This window comes from Mesorhizobium sp. M0030 (assembly GCF_040323695.1).
In the GTDB taxonomy this organism is placed as follows: domain Bacteria; phylum Pseudomonadota; class Alphaproteobacteria; order Rhizobiales; family Rhizobiaceae; genus Mesorhizobium.
On the sequence record NZ_JAMYVE010000011.1, the window covers coordinates 63,594 to 78,222 of the forward strand.

Annotated in this window: 14 protein-coding genes; 4 read left to right on the forward strand and 10 right to left on the reverse strand. The window is 63.2% G+C overall.

What is annotated here, in order from left to right:
* The first annotated feature begins 90 nt into the window (after window positions 1-90).
* A complete protein-coding gene (locus NKJ80_RS21465) occupies window positions 91-1,389 on the forward strand; it encodes an amidase (RefSeq protein ID WP_352498335.1) in 1,299 nt (432 codons plus the stop codon).
* 3 nt (window positions 1,390-1,392) lie between these two features.
* On the opposite strand, the gene NKJ80_RS21470 is transcribed toward NKJ80_RS21465, so the two are convergent.
* The 5 genes from NKJ80_RS21470 to NKJ80_RS21490 form a co-directional block, all read right to left on the reverse strand.
* Window positions 1,393-1,761 carry a hypothetical protein gene (locus tag NKJ80_RS21470; RefSeq protein ID WP_245261902.1) on the reverse strand — a complete coding sequence of 123 codons (369 nt, stop codon included), beginning with the start codon at window positions 1,759-1,761 and terminating at the stop codon, window positions 1,393-1,395.
* A gap of 68 nt (window positions 1,762-1,829) precedes the next feature.
* Window positions 1,830-2,807: an NAD(P)-dependent oxidoreductase gene (locus NKJ80_RS21475; protein ID WP_023815728.1), complete on the reverse strand. Its 978-nt coding sequence runs from the start codon at window positions 2,805-2,807 to the stop codon at window positions 1,830-1,832.
* 86 nt (window positions 2,808-2,893) lie between these two features.
* Window positions 2,894-3,610 (reverse strand): FadR/GntR family transcriptional regulator, encoded by a 717-nt coding sequence (locus tag NKJ80_RS21480; protein WP_352498273.1) that lies wholly within the window; start codon window positions 3,608-3,610, stop codon window positions 2,894-2,896.
* A 2-nt stretch (window positions 3,611-3,612) separates the two neighbouring features.
* On the reverse strand, window positions 3,613-4,782 hold the full coding sequence (locus NKJ80_RS21485) for a mandelate racemase/muconate lactonizing enzyme family protein (protein WP_023683009.1): 1,170 nt from the start codon (window positions 4,780-4,782) through the stop codon (window positions 3,613-3,615).
* 9 nt (window positions 4,783-4,791) lie between these two features.
* Window positions 4,792-5,679, reverse strand: a complete 888-nt coding sequence (locus NKJ80_RS21490) for a sugar phosphate isomerase/epimerase family protein (RefSeq protein WP_023683010.1) — start codon at window positions 5,677-5,679, stop codon at window positions 4,792-4,794.
* A 399-nt stretch (window positions 5,680-6,078) separates the two neighbouring features.
* On the opposite strand from NKJ80_RS21490, the gene NKJ80_RS21495 reads away from it, so the two are divergent.
* From NKJ80_RS21495 to NKJ80_RS21505, 3 genes are all read left to right on the forward strand, one after another.
* Window positions 6,079-7,134: a sugar phosphate isomerase/epimerase family protein gene (locus NKJ80_RS21495; RefSeq protein ID WP_023726430.1), complete on the forward strand. Its 1,056-nt coding sequence runs from the start codon at window positions 6,079-6,081 to the stop codon at window positions 7,132-7,134.
* Between the two features lie 18 nt (window positions 7,135-7,152).
* A complete protein-coding gene (locus NKJ80_RS21500) occupies window positions 7,153-8,340 on the forward strand; it encodes a Gfo/Idh/MocA family protein (RefSeq protein WP_352498274.1) in 1,188 nt (395 codons plus the stop codon).
* A 123-nt stretch (window positions 8,341-8,463) separates the two neighbouring features.
* Window positions 8,464-9,315 carry a sugar phosphate isomerase/epimerase family protein gene (locus NKJ80_RS21505; protein WP_352498275.1) on the forward strand — a complete coding sequence of 284 codons (852 nt, stop codon included), beginning with the start codon at window positions 8,464-8,466 and terminating at the stop codon, window positions 9,313-9,315.
* A 301-nt stretch (window positions 9,316-9,616) separates the two neighbouring features.
* Here the strand turns inward: NKJ80_RS21505 and NKJ80_RS21510 are convergent, their stop codons facing one another.
* From NKJ80_RS21510 to NKJ80_RS21530, 5 genes are all read right to left on the reverse strand, one after another.
* Window positions 9,617-10,633, reverse strand: a complete 1,017-nt coding sequence (locus tag NKJ80_RS21510; RefSeq protein WP_352498276.1) for a zinc-binding alcohol dehydrogenase family protein — start codon at window positions 10,631-10,633, stop codon at window positions 9,617-9,619.
* A gap of 73 nt (window positions 10,634-10,706) precedes the next feature.
* Window positions 10,707-11,672 (reverse strand): ABC transporter permease, encoded by a 966-nt coding sequence (locus NKJ80_RS21515; RefSeq protein ID WP_023669818.1) that lies wholly within the window; start codon window positions 11,670-11,672, stop codon window positions 10,707-10,709.
* A gap of 35 nt (window positions 11,673-11,707) precedes the next feature.
* Window positions 11,708-13,231 carry a sugar ABC transporter ATP-binding protein gene (locus NKJ80_RS21520; RefSeq protein ID WP_023828310.1) on the reverse strand — a complete coding sequence of 508 codons (1,524 nt, stop codon included), beginning with the start codon at window positions 13,229-13,231 and terminating at the stop codon, window positions 11,708-11,710.
* Between the two features lie 147 nt (window positions 13,232-13,378).
* Window positions 13,379-14,371, reverse strand: coding sequence for an ABC transporter substrate-binding protein (locus NKJ80_RS21525; RefSeq protein WP_023728566.1), 993 nt, complete (start codon window positions 14,369-14,371; stop codon window positions 13,379-13,381).
* Between the two features lie 12 nt (window positions 14,372-14,383).
* A complete protein-coding gene (locus NKJ80_RS21530; RefSeq protein WP_023728565.1) occupies window positions 14,384-14,599 on the reverse strand; it encodes a hypothetical protein in 216 nt (71 codons plus the stop codon).
* Window positions 14,600-14,629 lie beyond the last annotated feature (30 nt).

A 14,629-nucleotide genomic window follows, 5' to 3' on the forward strand; every position in this document is an offset into this window, starting at 1 on the left:
CAAAGGCACGCTGTCCGGGCTATTCCTTCCGCTGACCTAGCGGCCCATATGCCTTAAAGACGCTCCACCTTGACGGAATCCGACATCGACATGCAATCAATCCGCGATCGTCTCGAGATCATCCTGTCACGTCTTGCCAGTTGCGCGGCAGGCGAGAAGGTGTTCACCAAACTCTATGCCGAGGCGGCGCGCGCAGCGGCCGAGGCCACCGATGCGCGCAAGAAGGCCGGCGTATCGCTCGGGCCGCTCGACGGCACCATCGTGTCGATCAAGGATCTGTTCGATGTCGCCGGCGAGCCGACCACGGCCGGGTCGCTGATGCTGAGGGACACCGCGCCCCGTCGGCACGACGCTGCGGTCGTCAGCCGTCTGCGCCAGGCCGGCGCCGTCATCATCGGCAAGACCAACATGACCGAATTCGCCTTCACCGCTATCGGCGACAACATGCACTACGGCACACCGGGCAATGCCGCCGACACCAGCCGCATTCCAGGCGGTTCGTCGTCGGGCGCCGCCGTGTCCGTTGGCGAGGGGACGAGCGACATTTCCATCGGCTCCGACACCGGCGGTTCGGTGCGCATCCCGGCATCGCTGAACGGCGTCGTCGGTTTCAAGCCGACGGCGCGGCGCGTGCCGCTGACTGGTGCCTATCCCCTTTCTGCGACGCTGGATTCGATCGGGCCGCTGGCGCTGAGTGTTGCTGCGTGTACTCTGGCTGACGCCGCGATGACGGGCGAGCAGATGCCGCAACTGCACCTGCCGTTAGCGCTTGCCGGGCTTCGTGTCGGCATTCCGCGCGGCCTGCTTTTCGAAGACACGGAAACGGAGATTGCCGCCGCATTCGATCGCAGCCTTGCCGGGATCGAGCAGGCAGGCGCGTGGCTCACGGACATTTCGATCGACGACCTCATTGCCGATCTGCGCCTGGCCACCAAACGCGGCTCGATCGCGGCCATGGAAGGTGCTGAAATCCATGCCGACTGGCTGGCGACGGGCGCATCGGTGCCGGTCGATCCCCATGTCAGCGGGCCGCTGTCGCGGGCGGCGGCCATACCGACGCCGGTTTATATCAGGGCAATGCGTCGTCGCGCGGCACTGTGCATAGCCATGGACGAGCGGTTGGGTTCGGTCGATGTGCTGGCTCTGCCGACCACGCCGGTGACAGCGCCGACTATCGTTTCGATGGCCGAGGATACGGCTCTGCGTGAACGCACCGAAGGTCTGCTGCTGCGCAACACCCAGGTCGCCAACCAGTTCGACCTCTGCGCGATCTCGCTGCCGATGCCCGGCATGACGCTGCCGGCCGGGCTGATGCTGGTGGCGCGCAATGGCCACGACCACCATCTGCTGCGCATCGCGGCTGAAATCGAGCGGCTGCTTGGTCGGTAATAGTCAACCCGACGAGCAGTGCTTGCGTTCGCTGTCCTTGGCGGTGCGCAGGATGCCCGTCGCGAACAATGTCGGCACGTCGTGCTGCTTGCCGTTGAAGCTGTGTGGCCGGTTCTCGATTGTTCCTGTGACAACGAGCTTGCCGGCATAGAGCTTGTCGGAAAGGTCAAGCGCCTTGTCCTGCTGCGGCAAGCCGTCGATGTCGACCCACACACCCTTGACGACCTTTCCGGTGGCGAGGTCGAGCGCGCTGGTAGAAGGGCAGGGCGCCATCACGCAGCGCAGGCCGTTGTCGCAAGGCACGTAGCTGCTTTCGGCCTGAGCCTTGGCTGTCCCTACGCTTGTACCGGCAATCAGAAGAAGAACTCTCACGACGCTCTTGACCATATCGGCGAAGGTCGCCGCCAAATCCGCGAAAATTGAGGCGGCTTGCAGAAACGTCAGTCGGCAGGAAACCGTCTGCGGTAATGCTCGACCACGTCGGGATTGCGCAGATTGACAGGCAGCCGGTTGGCCAGCACCAGCAAGGTCTCGCCGGCCGCGCCCACGCCCATGCGCATCATCGATTGCTCGGTGATCCCCGCCATATGCGGGGTGACGATGACATTGTCGAAACCGAAATAGGGATGGTTTGCCGGCAGCGGCTGGGTGGCAAAGACGTCGAGTGCGGCGCCGCCGATCCGGTCTTGGCGCAAGGCCTCGATCAGCGCCTCGTCATCGATCACCGGCCCGCGCGAAATGTTGATCAAAAGCGCTTCCGGCTTCATGCGGGCAATGCGTTCGCGGCTGATCAGTCCGCGCGTTTCCGGCGTCAGCGGGCAGCAGAGCACGATGATGTCGCTCTGTTCGACCAGCGCATCGATCGACAGGAAGCCGATCCTGTCGGGTGCCGGCTGCATGCTGCGGGTCGTCGCCACGACGTCGAGGCCGAAGCCGTGCGCGGCGATATGGGCGACCGCCTGACCGATGGCGCCGAAGCCGATGATGCCGATGGTCTTGCCGGCAAGCTCGCTGGCATGGCTGGCGTGGTCGCGGCCGGCATTCCAGCCCTTGGCGCGCAAGTCGCGGTCGACCGAACGGAAGCGCCGAAGCAGGGCAAGGGCCGCGAACATCACATATTCGGCGACCGAACGCGCATTGACCGCCGGCACGTTGGCGACCAGCACGCCGGCCGCGGCCGCGGCCTCCATCGGCACCATGTCGAGCCCGGCGCCGTGGCGGACCGCGGCTCTGAGTTTCGTGGCGTTTTCGAACAGCGACGGCGGCAGCGGTGCGCGAACGATGATGACGTCGGCATGCTTCGCCTCGGCGGTCAGCGTTGCCGCATCGAGCGCTGAGGCGACGACGAGTTCACCGGCGCCCGCCAGCATTGCGGAGGCACGCGGATGCAGCGTGTGCGTCGACAGGATTCTGGGCATGGGGCTCTCGTGTTTGTCGCAATTCCCAAGGGAAAGCGCTGCGCGCTTTCCCTTGAAAACCGTTTCACACTTTTCCTGGAATTGCTCTAGGCTTTCTCAAGTGCCAGACTTTGCGCTTGCGCCTCCCGGCCCTCAATGATCCCCTTCCAGTAGCTTTCCGCGCCTTGCAGATGGGCGCTCATCAGCGCCTGGGCGAGATTGCCGTCGCGACGCAGCAGCGCCTCGTAGATCTGGATATGCTCGGCATGCGAGCGCACTGAGCGCTCGGGATCGTTGAAGTAAATCGGCAGCCGCTGCTCGCCCATCAGGTAATAGACACTGCAGATATTGTGGAAGACGCCGTTCTTGGTCGCCCGCACGATTTCGAGGTGGAATTCGCGGTCTTCCTTGGCGAGGCCTTCGCCGGCGGCGATGCACTCCTCCGAGGCTTTCAGGATCTCCCGCAGGCGTTCGAAATTCTCTTCGGTGGCACGCGAACAGGCAAGTTCGGCAGCCTTGATCTCATGGATCTTGCGCAGTTCGACGGTCTCGTAGATCTGCACCGGATCGAGCGGCAGGCCCGCGCGGGCGAAAAGAGCCAAGGCTTCTACACTGGCCTGCCTGGTGTCGACATAGATGCCGGATTTGGCGCGGCGCTCGACGATGCGCATGGCCTCCAGAATGGCCAGCGCCTCGCGGATCTGGCCGCGGCTGACACCGAAATGCTCCGCCAGCTCGCGCTCCGAGGGCGTGCGGCCGCTCTCCTTGTCCGAATGGGCGAACAGATAGGCGGCGAGTTCGGCGAGAAGGTTCTTTTCTTTCATCGTCAACCGCGTTGCGCGTGCGCCTCCAGGAACCGCTCCGAAATGGTGAATCCCAGACCCGGCTTTTCAGGGATCGCTATCATACCGTCCCTTGCTTCGACAGTCTCTTCGATAAGATCGTGGATCATAGGGTTGGCGCCGAGCGAATATTCGACAGTAAAACTGGCAGGCGAGGCCGCACAAACATGCAGGCCGGCGAAAAAGCATGGCGCGCCGGCCCACAGATGCGGGGCAAAGCGCAGATTGAAGGCACTGGCGATGGTGCCGATCTTCATCGCCTCGCTGATACCGCCGCAAAAGGCCGGATCCGGCTGGAAGATATCGGCGGATTTCAGCACCGCGAGATCGCGGAAGGCGTAGCGCGTCGCTTCGCTTTCGCCGGTGGCGATCGGGATCGAACCCGAGGCGCGCACCTCGGCCATACCAGCCTTGTCGTCGGCGATAACAGGCTCCTCGAACCAGGCGAGGTCGAGATCGCTGGCCAGGCTGATGAAGCGCTTGGCCTCGGCCACCGTATAGGTGCCGTGCGCGTCGACCATCAACTCGACGTCAGGACCGAGCGCCTGCCGTGCGGCGCGGACGCGGGCGGCGGAAATGTGCGGGGCGCCGTCCATGGCGCCGACGCGCATCTTCAGCGCCTTGAAGCCGCCTTTGGCGATGTAGGATTTGAGCTGCTCGCCGATAGCGTCGGCGGCAGCCCAGCCGCCGGAGGCGTAGGCCGGCATGCGGTCGAGCTTGCGGCCGCCGATGAGCCGCCACACCGGCTGTCCCAACGACTTGCCCAGAATATCCCAGAGCGCGATATCGACGGCGCTGATTGCCGCAATGCTCATGCCGCGCCGCGCCAGCTGCGGCATGGCATGGCCGGCGCGCGCGGCACTGTCATGGCGCACGCCGTTGTAGAGCATCTCCCAGATCATGCCGATGTCGGCGGGGTCGCGGCCGATCAGCTGCGGCCCGACCTCGTGATTCAGCATGTAGACCAGCGCACCATAGCTGCCGGCGCTGCCGGCGGCGTTCTTGCCCTCGCCCCAGCCGATCAGCCCGTCGTCAGTCTCAATGCGCAGGATGGCGGCGTCGAACGTCGTCACCTGGCCAAAGTCGCTGCGATGCTGCTTCGCGGCCTCAATCGGCACGCGGACCCACCACGCCTGGACCGTTTTGATGCGCATCCCGATCGGCTACTTGATTAGCGGCAGCAGCGTTTCGGCCGTGATGCGCATCTGGTCGGTGTAGAATTTCTCCGTCAGCACGCTGGAGCCGTGATCCTGGATGAACTTCAGCTGTTCGGGAGAAATGTCGACCGGATTGCGCTCGACCATGTCGGGATAGGGCGCGGCGGGTGTGCGGTCGACTGGCGCGACAAATTCGTTCGTCAGCGCGCCGTCATAGCCGACTTCCTTCAGCGTCTGCACGATCCGTGGCCAATCAATCTGGCCAAGGCCGGCGGCAAAGCGGTTGTTGTCGGCGACGTGGAAGTCGAACAGCCGTTTGCCGACCTGACGGATCGCGTCATGGACGTTAAATTCTTCCATATGGATGTGATAGGCGTCGAGGCAGACGCCGCATTCGGGGCTGACCGCATCGGCCAGGGCCAACGCCTGCGCGCCGCGGTTGAACAGATAGGTCTCGAAGCGGTTGAGCGGCTCGACCGCGATCTTGACGCCGACCTTCCTGGCATGGGTGAAGCATTCGCGGGTGGCGTCGACCACCCACTTCCATTCCTCTTCCTCGGTGCCGTCCGGCACCACTTTGCCGACGGTCGCGGGCACCAGCGTTATGATCTCGCCATCAAGTTCGCTGACCATGGTCAGCACGTCCTTGACGTACTGCACCGAGCGTTCGCGCTGGCCCTGGTCCCTGGCGGCAAGGTTGCGTTCGCCCAGCATCAGCGTCACCGACCCCCAGCAGCGGATGCCGTATTCTTTCAGCAGCGCGCGGGTCTCCTTGGTCTTGTATTGCTCGGGCTCGCCGGAAATCTCGATCGACTCGTAGCCGAATTTCTTGATGCGCTTCAGCGTCACCTCCAACGGTTCCGCGCGCATCCAGTTGTGCGTCGAAAGATGCATGGTCTATCCTTCCCAGAATTCGTCTGTGCCAGTTCGCCTGCGATGCGCCCCACAAGGCGCGTCGCGTGTTTCCTCCCCAAGGCGCTCCAGCGTTTTTGCGCAACTGGTTCGACCAATTGGGCCCTAATGGAGGTCTACAGCAATTTTTGTCGCGCGGCAAGAACCGCCGCGATGCGATATCGGCATCTGTGTACCGTATTGATTATGCTGGTATATATCGCCAAAAATGGAATGCCCCGGCAGCTTTGCGCGTGAGTCAAATGGCTTGACCCATTTCCGGTATTTGGTAATACCAGAATGCCGATACGAGAATGCACATCACAAGAGACCAAAGAGGCTGGCCCTGCTTTCATCAGGCGCTATGCTTGGTCCTTGGAAAAATGAATTGGGAGGATGCCGATGCCGTCGACAATGAAGGGTCCGGGGCTGTTTCTGGCGCAGTTCGCGGGGGATACCGCGCCGTTCAATTCGCTGGCCTCGATCACCAAATGGGCGGCCGGTCTCGGTTACAAGGGCGTGCAGATCCCGACCTGGGATGCACGCCTGTTCGACCTCAAGAAGGCGGCATCTTCCAAGACCTATTGCGACGAGGTGAAAGGCATCTGCGCGGATGCCGGCGTCGAGATCACCGAGCTGTCGACGCATCTTCAAGGGCAGCTGGTGGCGGTGCACCCGGCCTATGATGCCCAGTTCGACGGCTTTGCACCGCCTGCGGTGCACAACAACCCCAAGGCCAGGCAGAAATGGGCGGTCGAACAGATGGAGTTCGGCGCCAAGGCCTCGAAGAATCTTGGCCTGAAAGCCTCGGTGACGTTTTCCGGCGCCCTAGCTTTCCCGTACCTCTATCCCTGGCCACAGCGGCCGGCCGGGCTGATCGAGGAGGCCTTCGCCGAGCTCGGCACACGCTGGAAGCCGATCCTGGACGTCTATGACGAGAACGGCGTCGATGTCGGCTATGAGATCCATCCTGGCGAGGACATCTTCGACGGCGCAACCTTCGAGATGTTCCTAGATGCGGTTGGCGGTCACAAGCGCTGCAACATCAACTACGACCCGTCGCATTTCCTTTTGCAGCAGCTCGACTATCTCGAATTCATCGACATCTATCACGAGCGGATCAAGGCCTTCCATGCCAAGGATGCCGAGTTCAATCCGACGGGGCGGCAAGGCGTCTATTCCGGCTATCAGAGCTGGACCAATCGCGCGGGGCGATTCCGCTCGCTTGGCGACGGGCAGGTCGATTTCGGCGGCATCTTCTCCAAGCTTACCCAGTATGGCTACGATTCCTGGGCGGTGCTGGAGTGGGAGTGTTGCCTCAAGCATCCGGAGGACGGCGCGGCCGAAGGCGCGCCCTTCATCCAGCACCACATTATCCGGGTGACGGAAAAGGCCTTTGATGATTTCGCCGGCGGCACCACCGACAAGAAGATGCTGCGCGCCATGATGGGTATTTGAGACAAGCAGGAGAAAGACATGGTCGGCGCATCGAAGTCGGAAGCGGGGGGCGGCCCGATCCGCTATGGTATGGTCGGCGGCGGCCAAGGCGCCTTCATCGGCGCGGTGCACCGGATCGCGGCGCGCATGGACAATGACTTCGTGCTGGTGGCCGGCGCCCTGTCGGCCAGTCCCGAGCGCGCCAAGGCTTCCGCCGCCGAACTCGGTCTCGACCCGGCGCGCAGCTACGCCTCCTATGCCGAGATGGCCAAGGCCGAGGCCAAGCGCCCGGACGGCATCGAGGCGGTGGCGATCGTCACCCCCAACAATGTGCACGTGCCGGCGGCCAAGGCCTTCCTCGAGGCGGGCATCCACGTCATCTGCGACAAGCCGCTGGCGACGACTTTGGCCGAGGCCAAGAAGCTCGCGGCCGTGGTTGAAAAGACCGGCAAGGTGTTCGTGCTGACGCACAATTACACTGCCTATCCGATGATCCGGCAGGCGCGCGAGATGGTGGCCAAGGGGCAGCTTGGCGACATCCGCATCGTTCAGTCCGAGTACCCGCAGGACTGGCTGACCGAGGATCTTGCCGCCACCGGCCAGAAGCAGGCGGCGTGGCGCTCCGACCCCAAGCAGGCGGGCGCGGGCGGCGCGCTCGGCGACATCGGCACGCATGCCTACAATCTGGCGCGCTTCGTCTCGGGTCTGGAGCTCGATTCCCTGTCGGCCGATCTCGACGCTTTCGTGCCGGGGCGGCTGCTCGACGACAATGTCAATGTCATGCTGCGCTTCAAGCCGGTCGGCAAGGTGCATCCGGCCAAGGGCATGATCTGGGCGAGCCAGGTGGCGCCGGGCCACGAGAACGGGCTGAAGCTGCGCATCTATGGCTCTAAAGGCGGGCTGGAATGGGTGCAGGCCGATCCGAACTATCTCTGGTACACGCCGTTTGGCCAGCCCAAGCAGCTGCTCACCCGCAACGGCGCCGGCGCGCTGCCGGTTGCGGGACGCGTCAGCCGCGTTCCGTCTGGCCATCCGGAAGGCTATCTCGAAGGCTTCGCCAACATCTACCAGGAGGCGGCGCGCGCGATCCGCGCGGCACGCAAGAAGGGCGGCAAGCCGGGCAAGGACGTGGTGTTCCCGACCATCCAGGACGGCGTCGAAGGTATGGCGTTCATCGAGGCCTGCGTGAAGTCGTCGAAGAAGAACGGGGCGTGGACGAAACTTTAGGTAGCGCCGGCGCCAAGTCTCTTCTCCCTTCGGGGAGAAGGTGGCCGCTAAGCGGCCGAATGAGGGCGCATGGTGCGAGGTGCGAAAGAAACCAGCGCGCCGTCAAATGGGGAGGGGCTGTCGATGAAAATCGGCATGTGCATGTTTTTGTGGACGACTTCCGTGTCTAAGAAACACGAGCCGTTGCTGCGCGACATCAAGGCGACCGGCTTCGACGGCGTCGAGATACCGATCTTCTCAGGCACGCCAGAGGACTACAAGAAGCTTGGCGATTTGCTCGACCGCATCGGGTTGGAGCGCACGGCTGTTACGGCGATGGGCGACCCGGCGATGAATCTGATTTCGCCGGATGCCGCGACCCGCAAGGCCGGCATCGGCTACATGAAATGGGCGATCGATTGCGCCCAGGCGCTCGGCGCGAGTACGCTGAGCGGGCCGCTGCATTCGACGCTCGGCGCCTTCTCCGGCAGCGGGCCGACCGCTGCGGAAAAGAAGCGCTCGATCGCGTCGCAGCGCGCCATTGGCGATCATGCCGGCAAGCGGAACGTTACCATCGGGTTGGAGGCGCTCAACCGTTTCGAGTGCTATCTGCTGAACACGATGGCCGATCTGTCCGAGCACGTCGACGCCATCGACCGGCCGCACATCAAGGCGATGTACGACACCTTCCACGCCAATATCGAGGAGGCCGACCCGATCGGCGCCTACATGAAGCACCGGCGGAATGTCGTGCACGTCCACATTTCGGAGAACGATCGCGGCGTGCCGGGACGCGGGAACATTCCGTGGAAAGAGACTTTCGCGGCCATCCACGAGAGCGGCTATGACGATTGGCTGACGATCGAGGCGTTTGGCAGATCGCTGAAGGATCTGGCGGCGGCGACCAAGGTGTGGCGGGATTTTTCCGAGACGCCGGAGGCAGTTTATCGGGAGGGATACAGGCATATCAGGGATGGGTGGAAGCGGGCGGCTTAGCTGCTCATTTCCTCATCCACGGGCGGAGCGGGAGCGCAGCGGACGCGGCGCAGACCCGAGGACCCATGCCGCGACTGTCGCGCGCCGCAGCGGTGCAGGTAGGAGATGCGAATGGACGCCTCTTTTTGCACCGCTGGATTCTAGCGCAGACGTCACCGAATGAATCCTCGGGTCTGCGCCGCGTCGCTTCGCTCCTTGCTCCGCCCATGGATGAGGAAGCGACGGGCCTTTTCGCAAATCGCCGCGGTATGCGATCTGCCTTAACTCGGCACTTATCGCTCCACCAAATTTTTCGGATGTCTTACCCCACCTCGATCACAGCCTTGATCAACCCCGATTTCTCATGCGCCCAGCGGGCGAGATCGTCCGGCGTGCCGGCCAGCGTGGTGCGGTGGGTGACGAGTTTTGCCAGCGGCACGGCGCCGTTGCGGATCGAGGCGGCGACGTGGTCGAAATCGACTTTCAGCGCGTTGCGGCTGCCGATCAATGTCATTTCGCGCTTGTGGAATTCCGGGTCGGAAAAGACGATGTCATCCTTGACGACGCTGACCAGCACGAGCGTGCCGCCATGCGCGACATGGGCGAAGGCCGACTGCACCGAGGCGGTGTTGCCGGTGGCGTCGAAGACGACGTCGAACCCTTCGCCGCCGGTTGCCTTGCGCACCAGTTCGGCTGCCGCTTTTTGTGAACCGTCGAGCGTGGCGAAGCCGAGTTCGCCTTTTGCAAAATCCAGCCGCTCCGTGCTCATGTCGAGCAGGCTGACATCGAGCCCGGCGATGCGCGCAAACAGCGCTGCGCCAAGGCCGATCGGCCCGGCGCCGATGACCAGCGTGCGGGCGCCTGGTTCGGCGCGAGCGCGCCGCACGGCATGCGCGCCGATGGCGAGGAATTCCACCGCCGCCGCATCGGCCAGCGACAAGCCGTTTGCCGGATAAAGATTCTGCGCCGGCACCAGGATCTGCTCGGCCATGGCGCCGTCGCGATGGACGCCAAGCACTTCGATCCTGACGCAGCAATTCGGCTTGCCGTGCCGGCAGGCGATGCATTTTCCGCAAGCGAGATAGGGATTGATGATGACGGGCTCGCCCACGGCAAGGTCGACATCTTCGCCGGTCTCGACGACGGTGCCCGACACTTCATGGCCCATGATGCGGGGATAGGCAAGGAACGGGTGCTTGCCTTCGAAGATGTGGTAGTCGGTGCCGCAGATGCCGACATGGCTGACGGCGACCAGCGCCCAGCCGGCAGGCGGCGCTCCTGGCGCCGGCCGGTCTTCCAGGACAAGCTCGCCGGGCGAGCGGCAGACAACAGCTTTCATTCGGCAATTCCAGTGTTTCTCAAAAAGGCGCCGGTCCGTTGTTAAGCAGGCCGGCGCAGAAGGTCAGGGAGAATTACTTGCCGCGACGGCGCAGCCCGTCGAAATAGACGATGATTATGATCAGCGCGCCGGTGATGATGCGCTGCCAGAACGAGTTGACGTTGAGCAGATTGGCGCCGTTGTTGATGGTGGCCAGGATGAAGGCGCCGAGCAGTGGGCCATGCACCGAGCCGACGGCGCCGAACAGCGAGGTGCCGCCGATCACCGATGAGGCGATCGCCTGCAACTCCCAACCTTCCGCCTGGGTCGGGTTGCCGATGCCGATGCGCGCCGCCAGCAGCACGCCGACGAAGGCCGCGCATAGGCCCGACAGCGTGTAGGCCATGTAGATGGTGCGCTGGACATTGACGCCCGAGAGGCGCGAGGCCTCGGCATTGGATCCCACAGAGAAGAGATAGCGGCCCCAGCGGCTGTGGTGCAGGAAGATGTAGGCCGGGATACCGACCAGGATCACCATCCAGAACAGATTGGGGATGCCGACAAAGGAACTGCGCGAGAACGCGGTGAAGCTGTCGCTGTTGATGTTGATCGAATTGCCGTTGGTCATCAACAGGCCGATGCCGCGCAACGAGGTCAGCGTCGCCAGCGTGATGATGAAGGGCGGCAGGCCCATCTTGACGATGCCGAAGCCATGGAACAGGCCGATGGCAACGCCGACCAGCAGCGTCACCAGAATGGCGACCCAGATCGGGAAGCCGGCATTGATCATCATGGCGACAATGACGGTGGCGAAGCCGACCACGGCGCCGACCGAGAGGTCGATGCCGCCGGTGATGATGACGAAGGTCTGGCCGACCGCCATGATGGCGATCATCGAGCCCTGCCGCAAAAGATTGGCGATGTTGTTGGAGGAGGCGAAGCTCGGCGTCGCCACCGACAGCACGATCCAGAGCAGAACCAGCAACGCCAGAAGCGTCAGCCCGAACAGGACGTTGTAGTTCCGTTTCGGTTTTTCGATCGCGGCGGTTTCGATGCTCATGGTTCCTCCCGTTTCTTCTTGTCTGGACGGCGTTTTCAGCCGATCGCCTGCGTCAGCACGTCTTCATGGCTGGCGGCGCGAAAACCGTGGCTGGCGACCAGTTTGCCGCGCCGGAACACGTGCAGCGTATCGGCGAGCTCGTAAACCTCGGGCAGATAGGACGAGATCAGGATGATGCCGGCGCCCTTGGACAACAGTTCCCCGAACAGGCGGTAGATCTCGGCCTTGGTGCCGACATCGACGCCGACGGTCGGCTCGTCGAAGATGAACAGCTTGGCGCCATGCGCCAGCCATTTGCCGATGACGATCTTCTGCTGGTTGCCGCCGGACAGGCTGGAGGCCAGGGCGCCGCGCGTCGGCGTTTTGATGCGGAGGCCGGCGATCTGGCGATCGGCCTCGGCCTTTTCCTTCGCACCGGAGATCAGCATGTTGCTGGAGATGCGCTTGTAGATCGGCAGGTTGAGGTTGAGGCCGACCGGCAGGTTCAGGCACAGGCCCTGGTCGCGGCGGCTTTCCGGCGCCAGCGCCATGCCGAGCTTGATCGCGTCGTGCTCGGAATTGATGTGGACCGGCTTGCCTTGCCAAAGGACCTGTCCGGCCGACTTCTTGTGGCGGCCATAGAGCGTGGTGACGAACTCGCTCCGCCCGGCGCCGATCAGGCCATAGAGCCCGACGATCTCGCCGGCGCGCACCGTCATCGAGACGTCTTCGAAACCCTTGCCCGACAGGTTTTTCGCTTCAACGATCACGGCACCGGGGGTGAAATGCTCCTTATGGTAGACTTGCTCGATCGAGCGGTTGATCATCATCTTGACCAGCTCGGCGTCATTGGTCTCGGCAATGTTGCGGGTGCCGACCAGCGTGCCGTCGCGCAGCACCGAGACGCGATCGGCGAGTTCGAACACCTCTTCCATGCGATGGCTGATGTAGATGATGGTGACGCCTTCGCCCTTGAGCCTGCGGATCAGCGTGAACAGCTGGTCGGCTTCCTTGCGGGTGAGATAGGCGGTCGGCTCGTCGAAGATCAGGAATTTGGTGCCGCGCACGGTGGCGCGGGCGGCGGCGATCAGCTGCTGCTGGCCGATGGTGAGGTCACCCAGCATGACATGCGCCGGCAGGTCGAAGCCGAGACCGTCGATGATCTTCTGCGCTTCCTTGACCATGGCGCGCTGCTGCAGGATGCCGAAGCGCGAATTCTCCTCGCCGAGGAACATGTTGGCGGCGACGGTGAGATGGCGACAGAGCACGACCTCCTGATGCACGGCGTTGATGCCCAGCGCCATTGCCTCGTGCGGGGTTGCCAGCGCTGCCGGCTTGCCCTCCCAGATGACATCGCCGGAGGTGCGCGGCATGACGCCGGTCAGAAGCTTGATCAAGGTGGATTTGCCGGCGCCGTTCTCGCCGACGATGGCGTGGATCTCACCTGCCTTGAAGGCAAGGTGAACGGGCTTCAGCGCATGCGTGCCGGGATAGCGCTTTTCCAGCCCGTGCAGTTCGAGGATCGTCCTGCCGGGCGCTAGCGTTGGGGCCGGGTGCAGTTCCTGCGCCATGGGCGTCATGACAATCCTCCCAGATTGGCCTTACGATTGGCACGTCGCGATGCAGTCAAGCCGCATCGTCGAGGTGATTCAAGCCGGTGGATATTCAAGCTTGTATCCGGTGTTTCCGGGGCGCGAGGCCCCGGAAAGGATTTTTGGTCGACGGGCTCAGAGCTTCGGGTTGAGCAGGGCGTCGATCTTGGGGTCTTTCATGTTTGCCTTGGTCACCAGGTTGGCGCCTGTGTCGACATTGGCCTCGACCTTCTCGCCCTTCGAGGCGGCGAGCGCGGTCTTGATGCCGTCATAGCCCATCCGGTACGGATCCTGGACGACGAGCGCGGAAATGACGCCGTCATTGAGGAACTTGATCAGCTTCTCGTCGCTGTCGAAGCCGACCAGCGCCAGCTTGCCGCCAAGGTTGTTCTCGGCGACTGCCTGACCGACGCCCTGCGCCATGATCAGGTTGGACGCGAAGATGCCCTTGAGGTTCGGGTTGGCGGTGATCAGGTCGGTGGCGATGTTGAGACCGGTCGTTGCCTGGCCGTCGGCATATTTGTCGGCGACGAGCTTCAGCCCCGGATATTTCGCGGCCAGCTGCTCGGTGAAGCCCTGCTTGCGCTGCTCCAGCGAACCGGCGCCCGGCGCGTTGGTGATCAGGGCGACGTCGCCCTCGATCTTGCCGCCATTGGCTTCGCCGATGGCTGCTGCAAGACCGTCAGCGGCTACGCGTCCGCCCTGCACATTGTCGGTGGTCAGGAACGAGGTGAACGCCTTGGAGTCGGCGCCGGAGTCGATGCCGATGACCTTGACCTTGCTGGCCGCTTCATCGATCGGCTTGCCGAGCGCCTTGAATTCGGTCGGCGCGATGACGATCGCGGCCGGGTTGCCGGCGACGGCATTCTCGAGGATCGAAACCTGGCCGTTGACGTCGGTTTCAGCCTGGGCGCCGAGTTCGGGTACGTTGACGCCGAGATCCTTGCCGGCCTTGCGGGCACCGGCCAGGACGATCTGCCAGTAGAAGGATGTGGTGTCCTTGACGATGATCGGAATGGTCACGTCCGCCGCCGAAGCGGGCGCCGTGTGCAGCGTGCCTGCAAGCATCGAGGCGGCAGCAAGTGCCACCAGTGAACGGCGGTTGAGAATGCTGGTCACGAATTTCATTAGGAATCCTCCCTAGATCGCCCGGTGAAGGTTGCGGAAGCTCCATTTGGATAGGCGCGGCCCAAACAGACCTTTATCAATAAAAAACAGTTGCCGCTTTTTGATAGTGCATCGGTCCGGCCGACGCAAGCGGTGTTTCATATCGGCCTGCGCATGGCTTGGCTGAGAAGCCTCCCTGCCGATCCTCAGTGCCACGTCCAGACGCTCCCGATCCTCCTTGATCATCATGGAATATTAATTCCACCGTCGAGTCAATAT

What these genes read in the sequence shown, in the direction of transcription:
- NKJ80_RS21505 (WP_352498275.1), top strand. Translation starts at nt 8,464, where the DNA reads ATGAAAATCGGCATGTGCATGTTTTTGTGGACGACTTCCGTGTCTAAG.
- NKJ80_RS21490 (WP_023683010.1), bottom strand. Translation starts at nt 5,679, where the DNA reads ATGCATCTTTCGACGCACAACTGGATGCGCGCGGAACCGTTGGAGGTG.
- NKJ80_RS21475 (WP_023815728.1), bottom strand. Translation starts at nt 2,807, where the DNA reads ATGCCCAGAATCCTGTCGACGCACACGCTGCATCCGCGTGCCTCCGCA.
- NKJ80_RS21515 (WP_023669818.1), bottom strand. Translation starts at nt 11,672, where the DNA reads ATGAGCATCGAAACCGCCGCGATCGAAAAACCGAAACGGAACTACAAC.
- NKJ80_RS21500 (WP_352498274.1), top strand. Translation starts at nt 7,153, where the DNA reads ATGGTCGGCGCATCGAAGTCGGAAGCGGGGGGCGGCCCGATCCGCTAT.
- NKJ80_RS21510 (WP_352498276.1), bottom strand. Translation starts at nt 10,633, where the DNA reads ATGAAAGCTGTTGTCTGCCGCTCGCCCGGCGAGCTTGTCCTGGAAGAC.
- NKJ80_RS21465 (WP_352498335.1), top strand. Translation starts at nt 91, where the DNA reads ATGCAATCAATCCGCGATCGTCTCGAGATCATCCTGTCACGTCTTGCC.
- NKJ80_RS21525 (WP_023728566.1), bottom strand. Translation starts at nt 14,371, where the DNA reads ATGAAATTCGTGACCAGCATTCTCAACCGCCGTTCACTGGTGGCACTT.
- NKJ80_RS21480 (WP_352498273.1), bottom strand. Translation starts at nt 3,610, where the DNA reads ATGAAAGAAAAGAACCTTCTCGCCGAACTCGCCGCCTATCTGTTCGCC.
- NKJ80_RS21495 (WP_023726430.1), top strand. Translation starts at nt 6,079, where the DNA reads ATGCCGTCGACAATGAAGGGTCCGGGGCTGTTTCTGGCGCAGTTCGCG.
- NKJ80_RS21530 (WP_023728565.1), bottom strand. Translation starts at nt 14,599, where the DNA reads ATGATGATCAAGGAGGATCGGGAGCGTCTGGACGTGGCACTGAGGATC.
- NKJ80_RS21520 (WP_023828310.1), bottom strand. Translation starts at nt 13,231, where the DNA reads ATGACGCCCATGGCGCAGGAACTGCACCCGGCCCCAACGCTAGCGCCC.
- NKJ80_RS21485 (WP_023683009.1), bottom strand. Translation starts at nt 4,782, where the DNA reads ATGCGCATCAAAACGGTCCAGGCGTGGTGGGTCCGCGTGCCGATTGAG.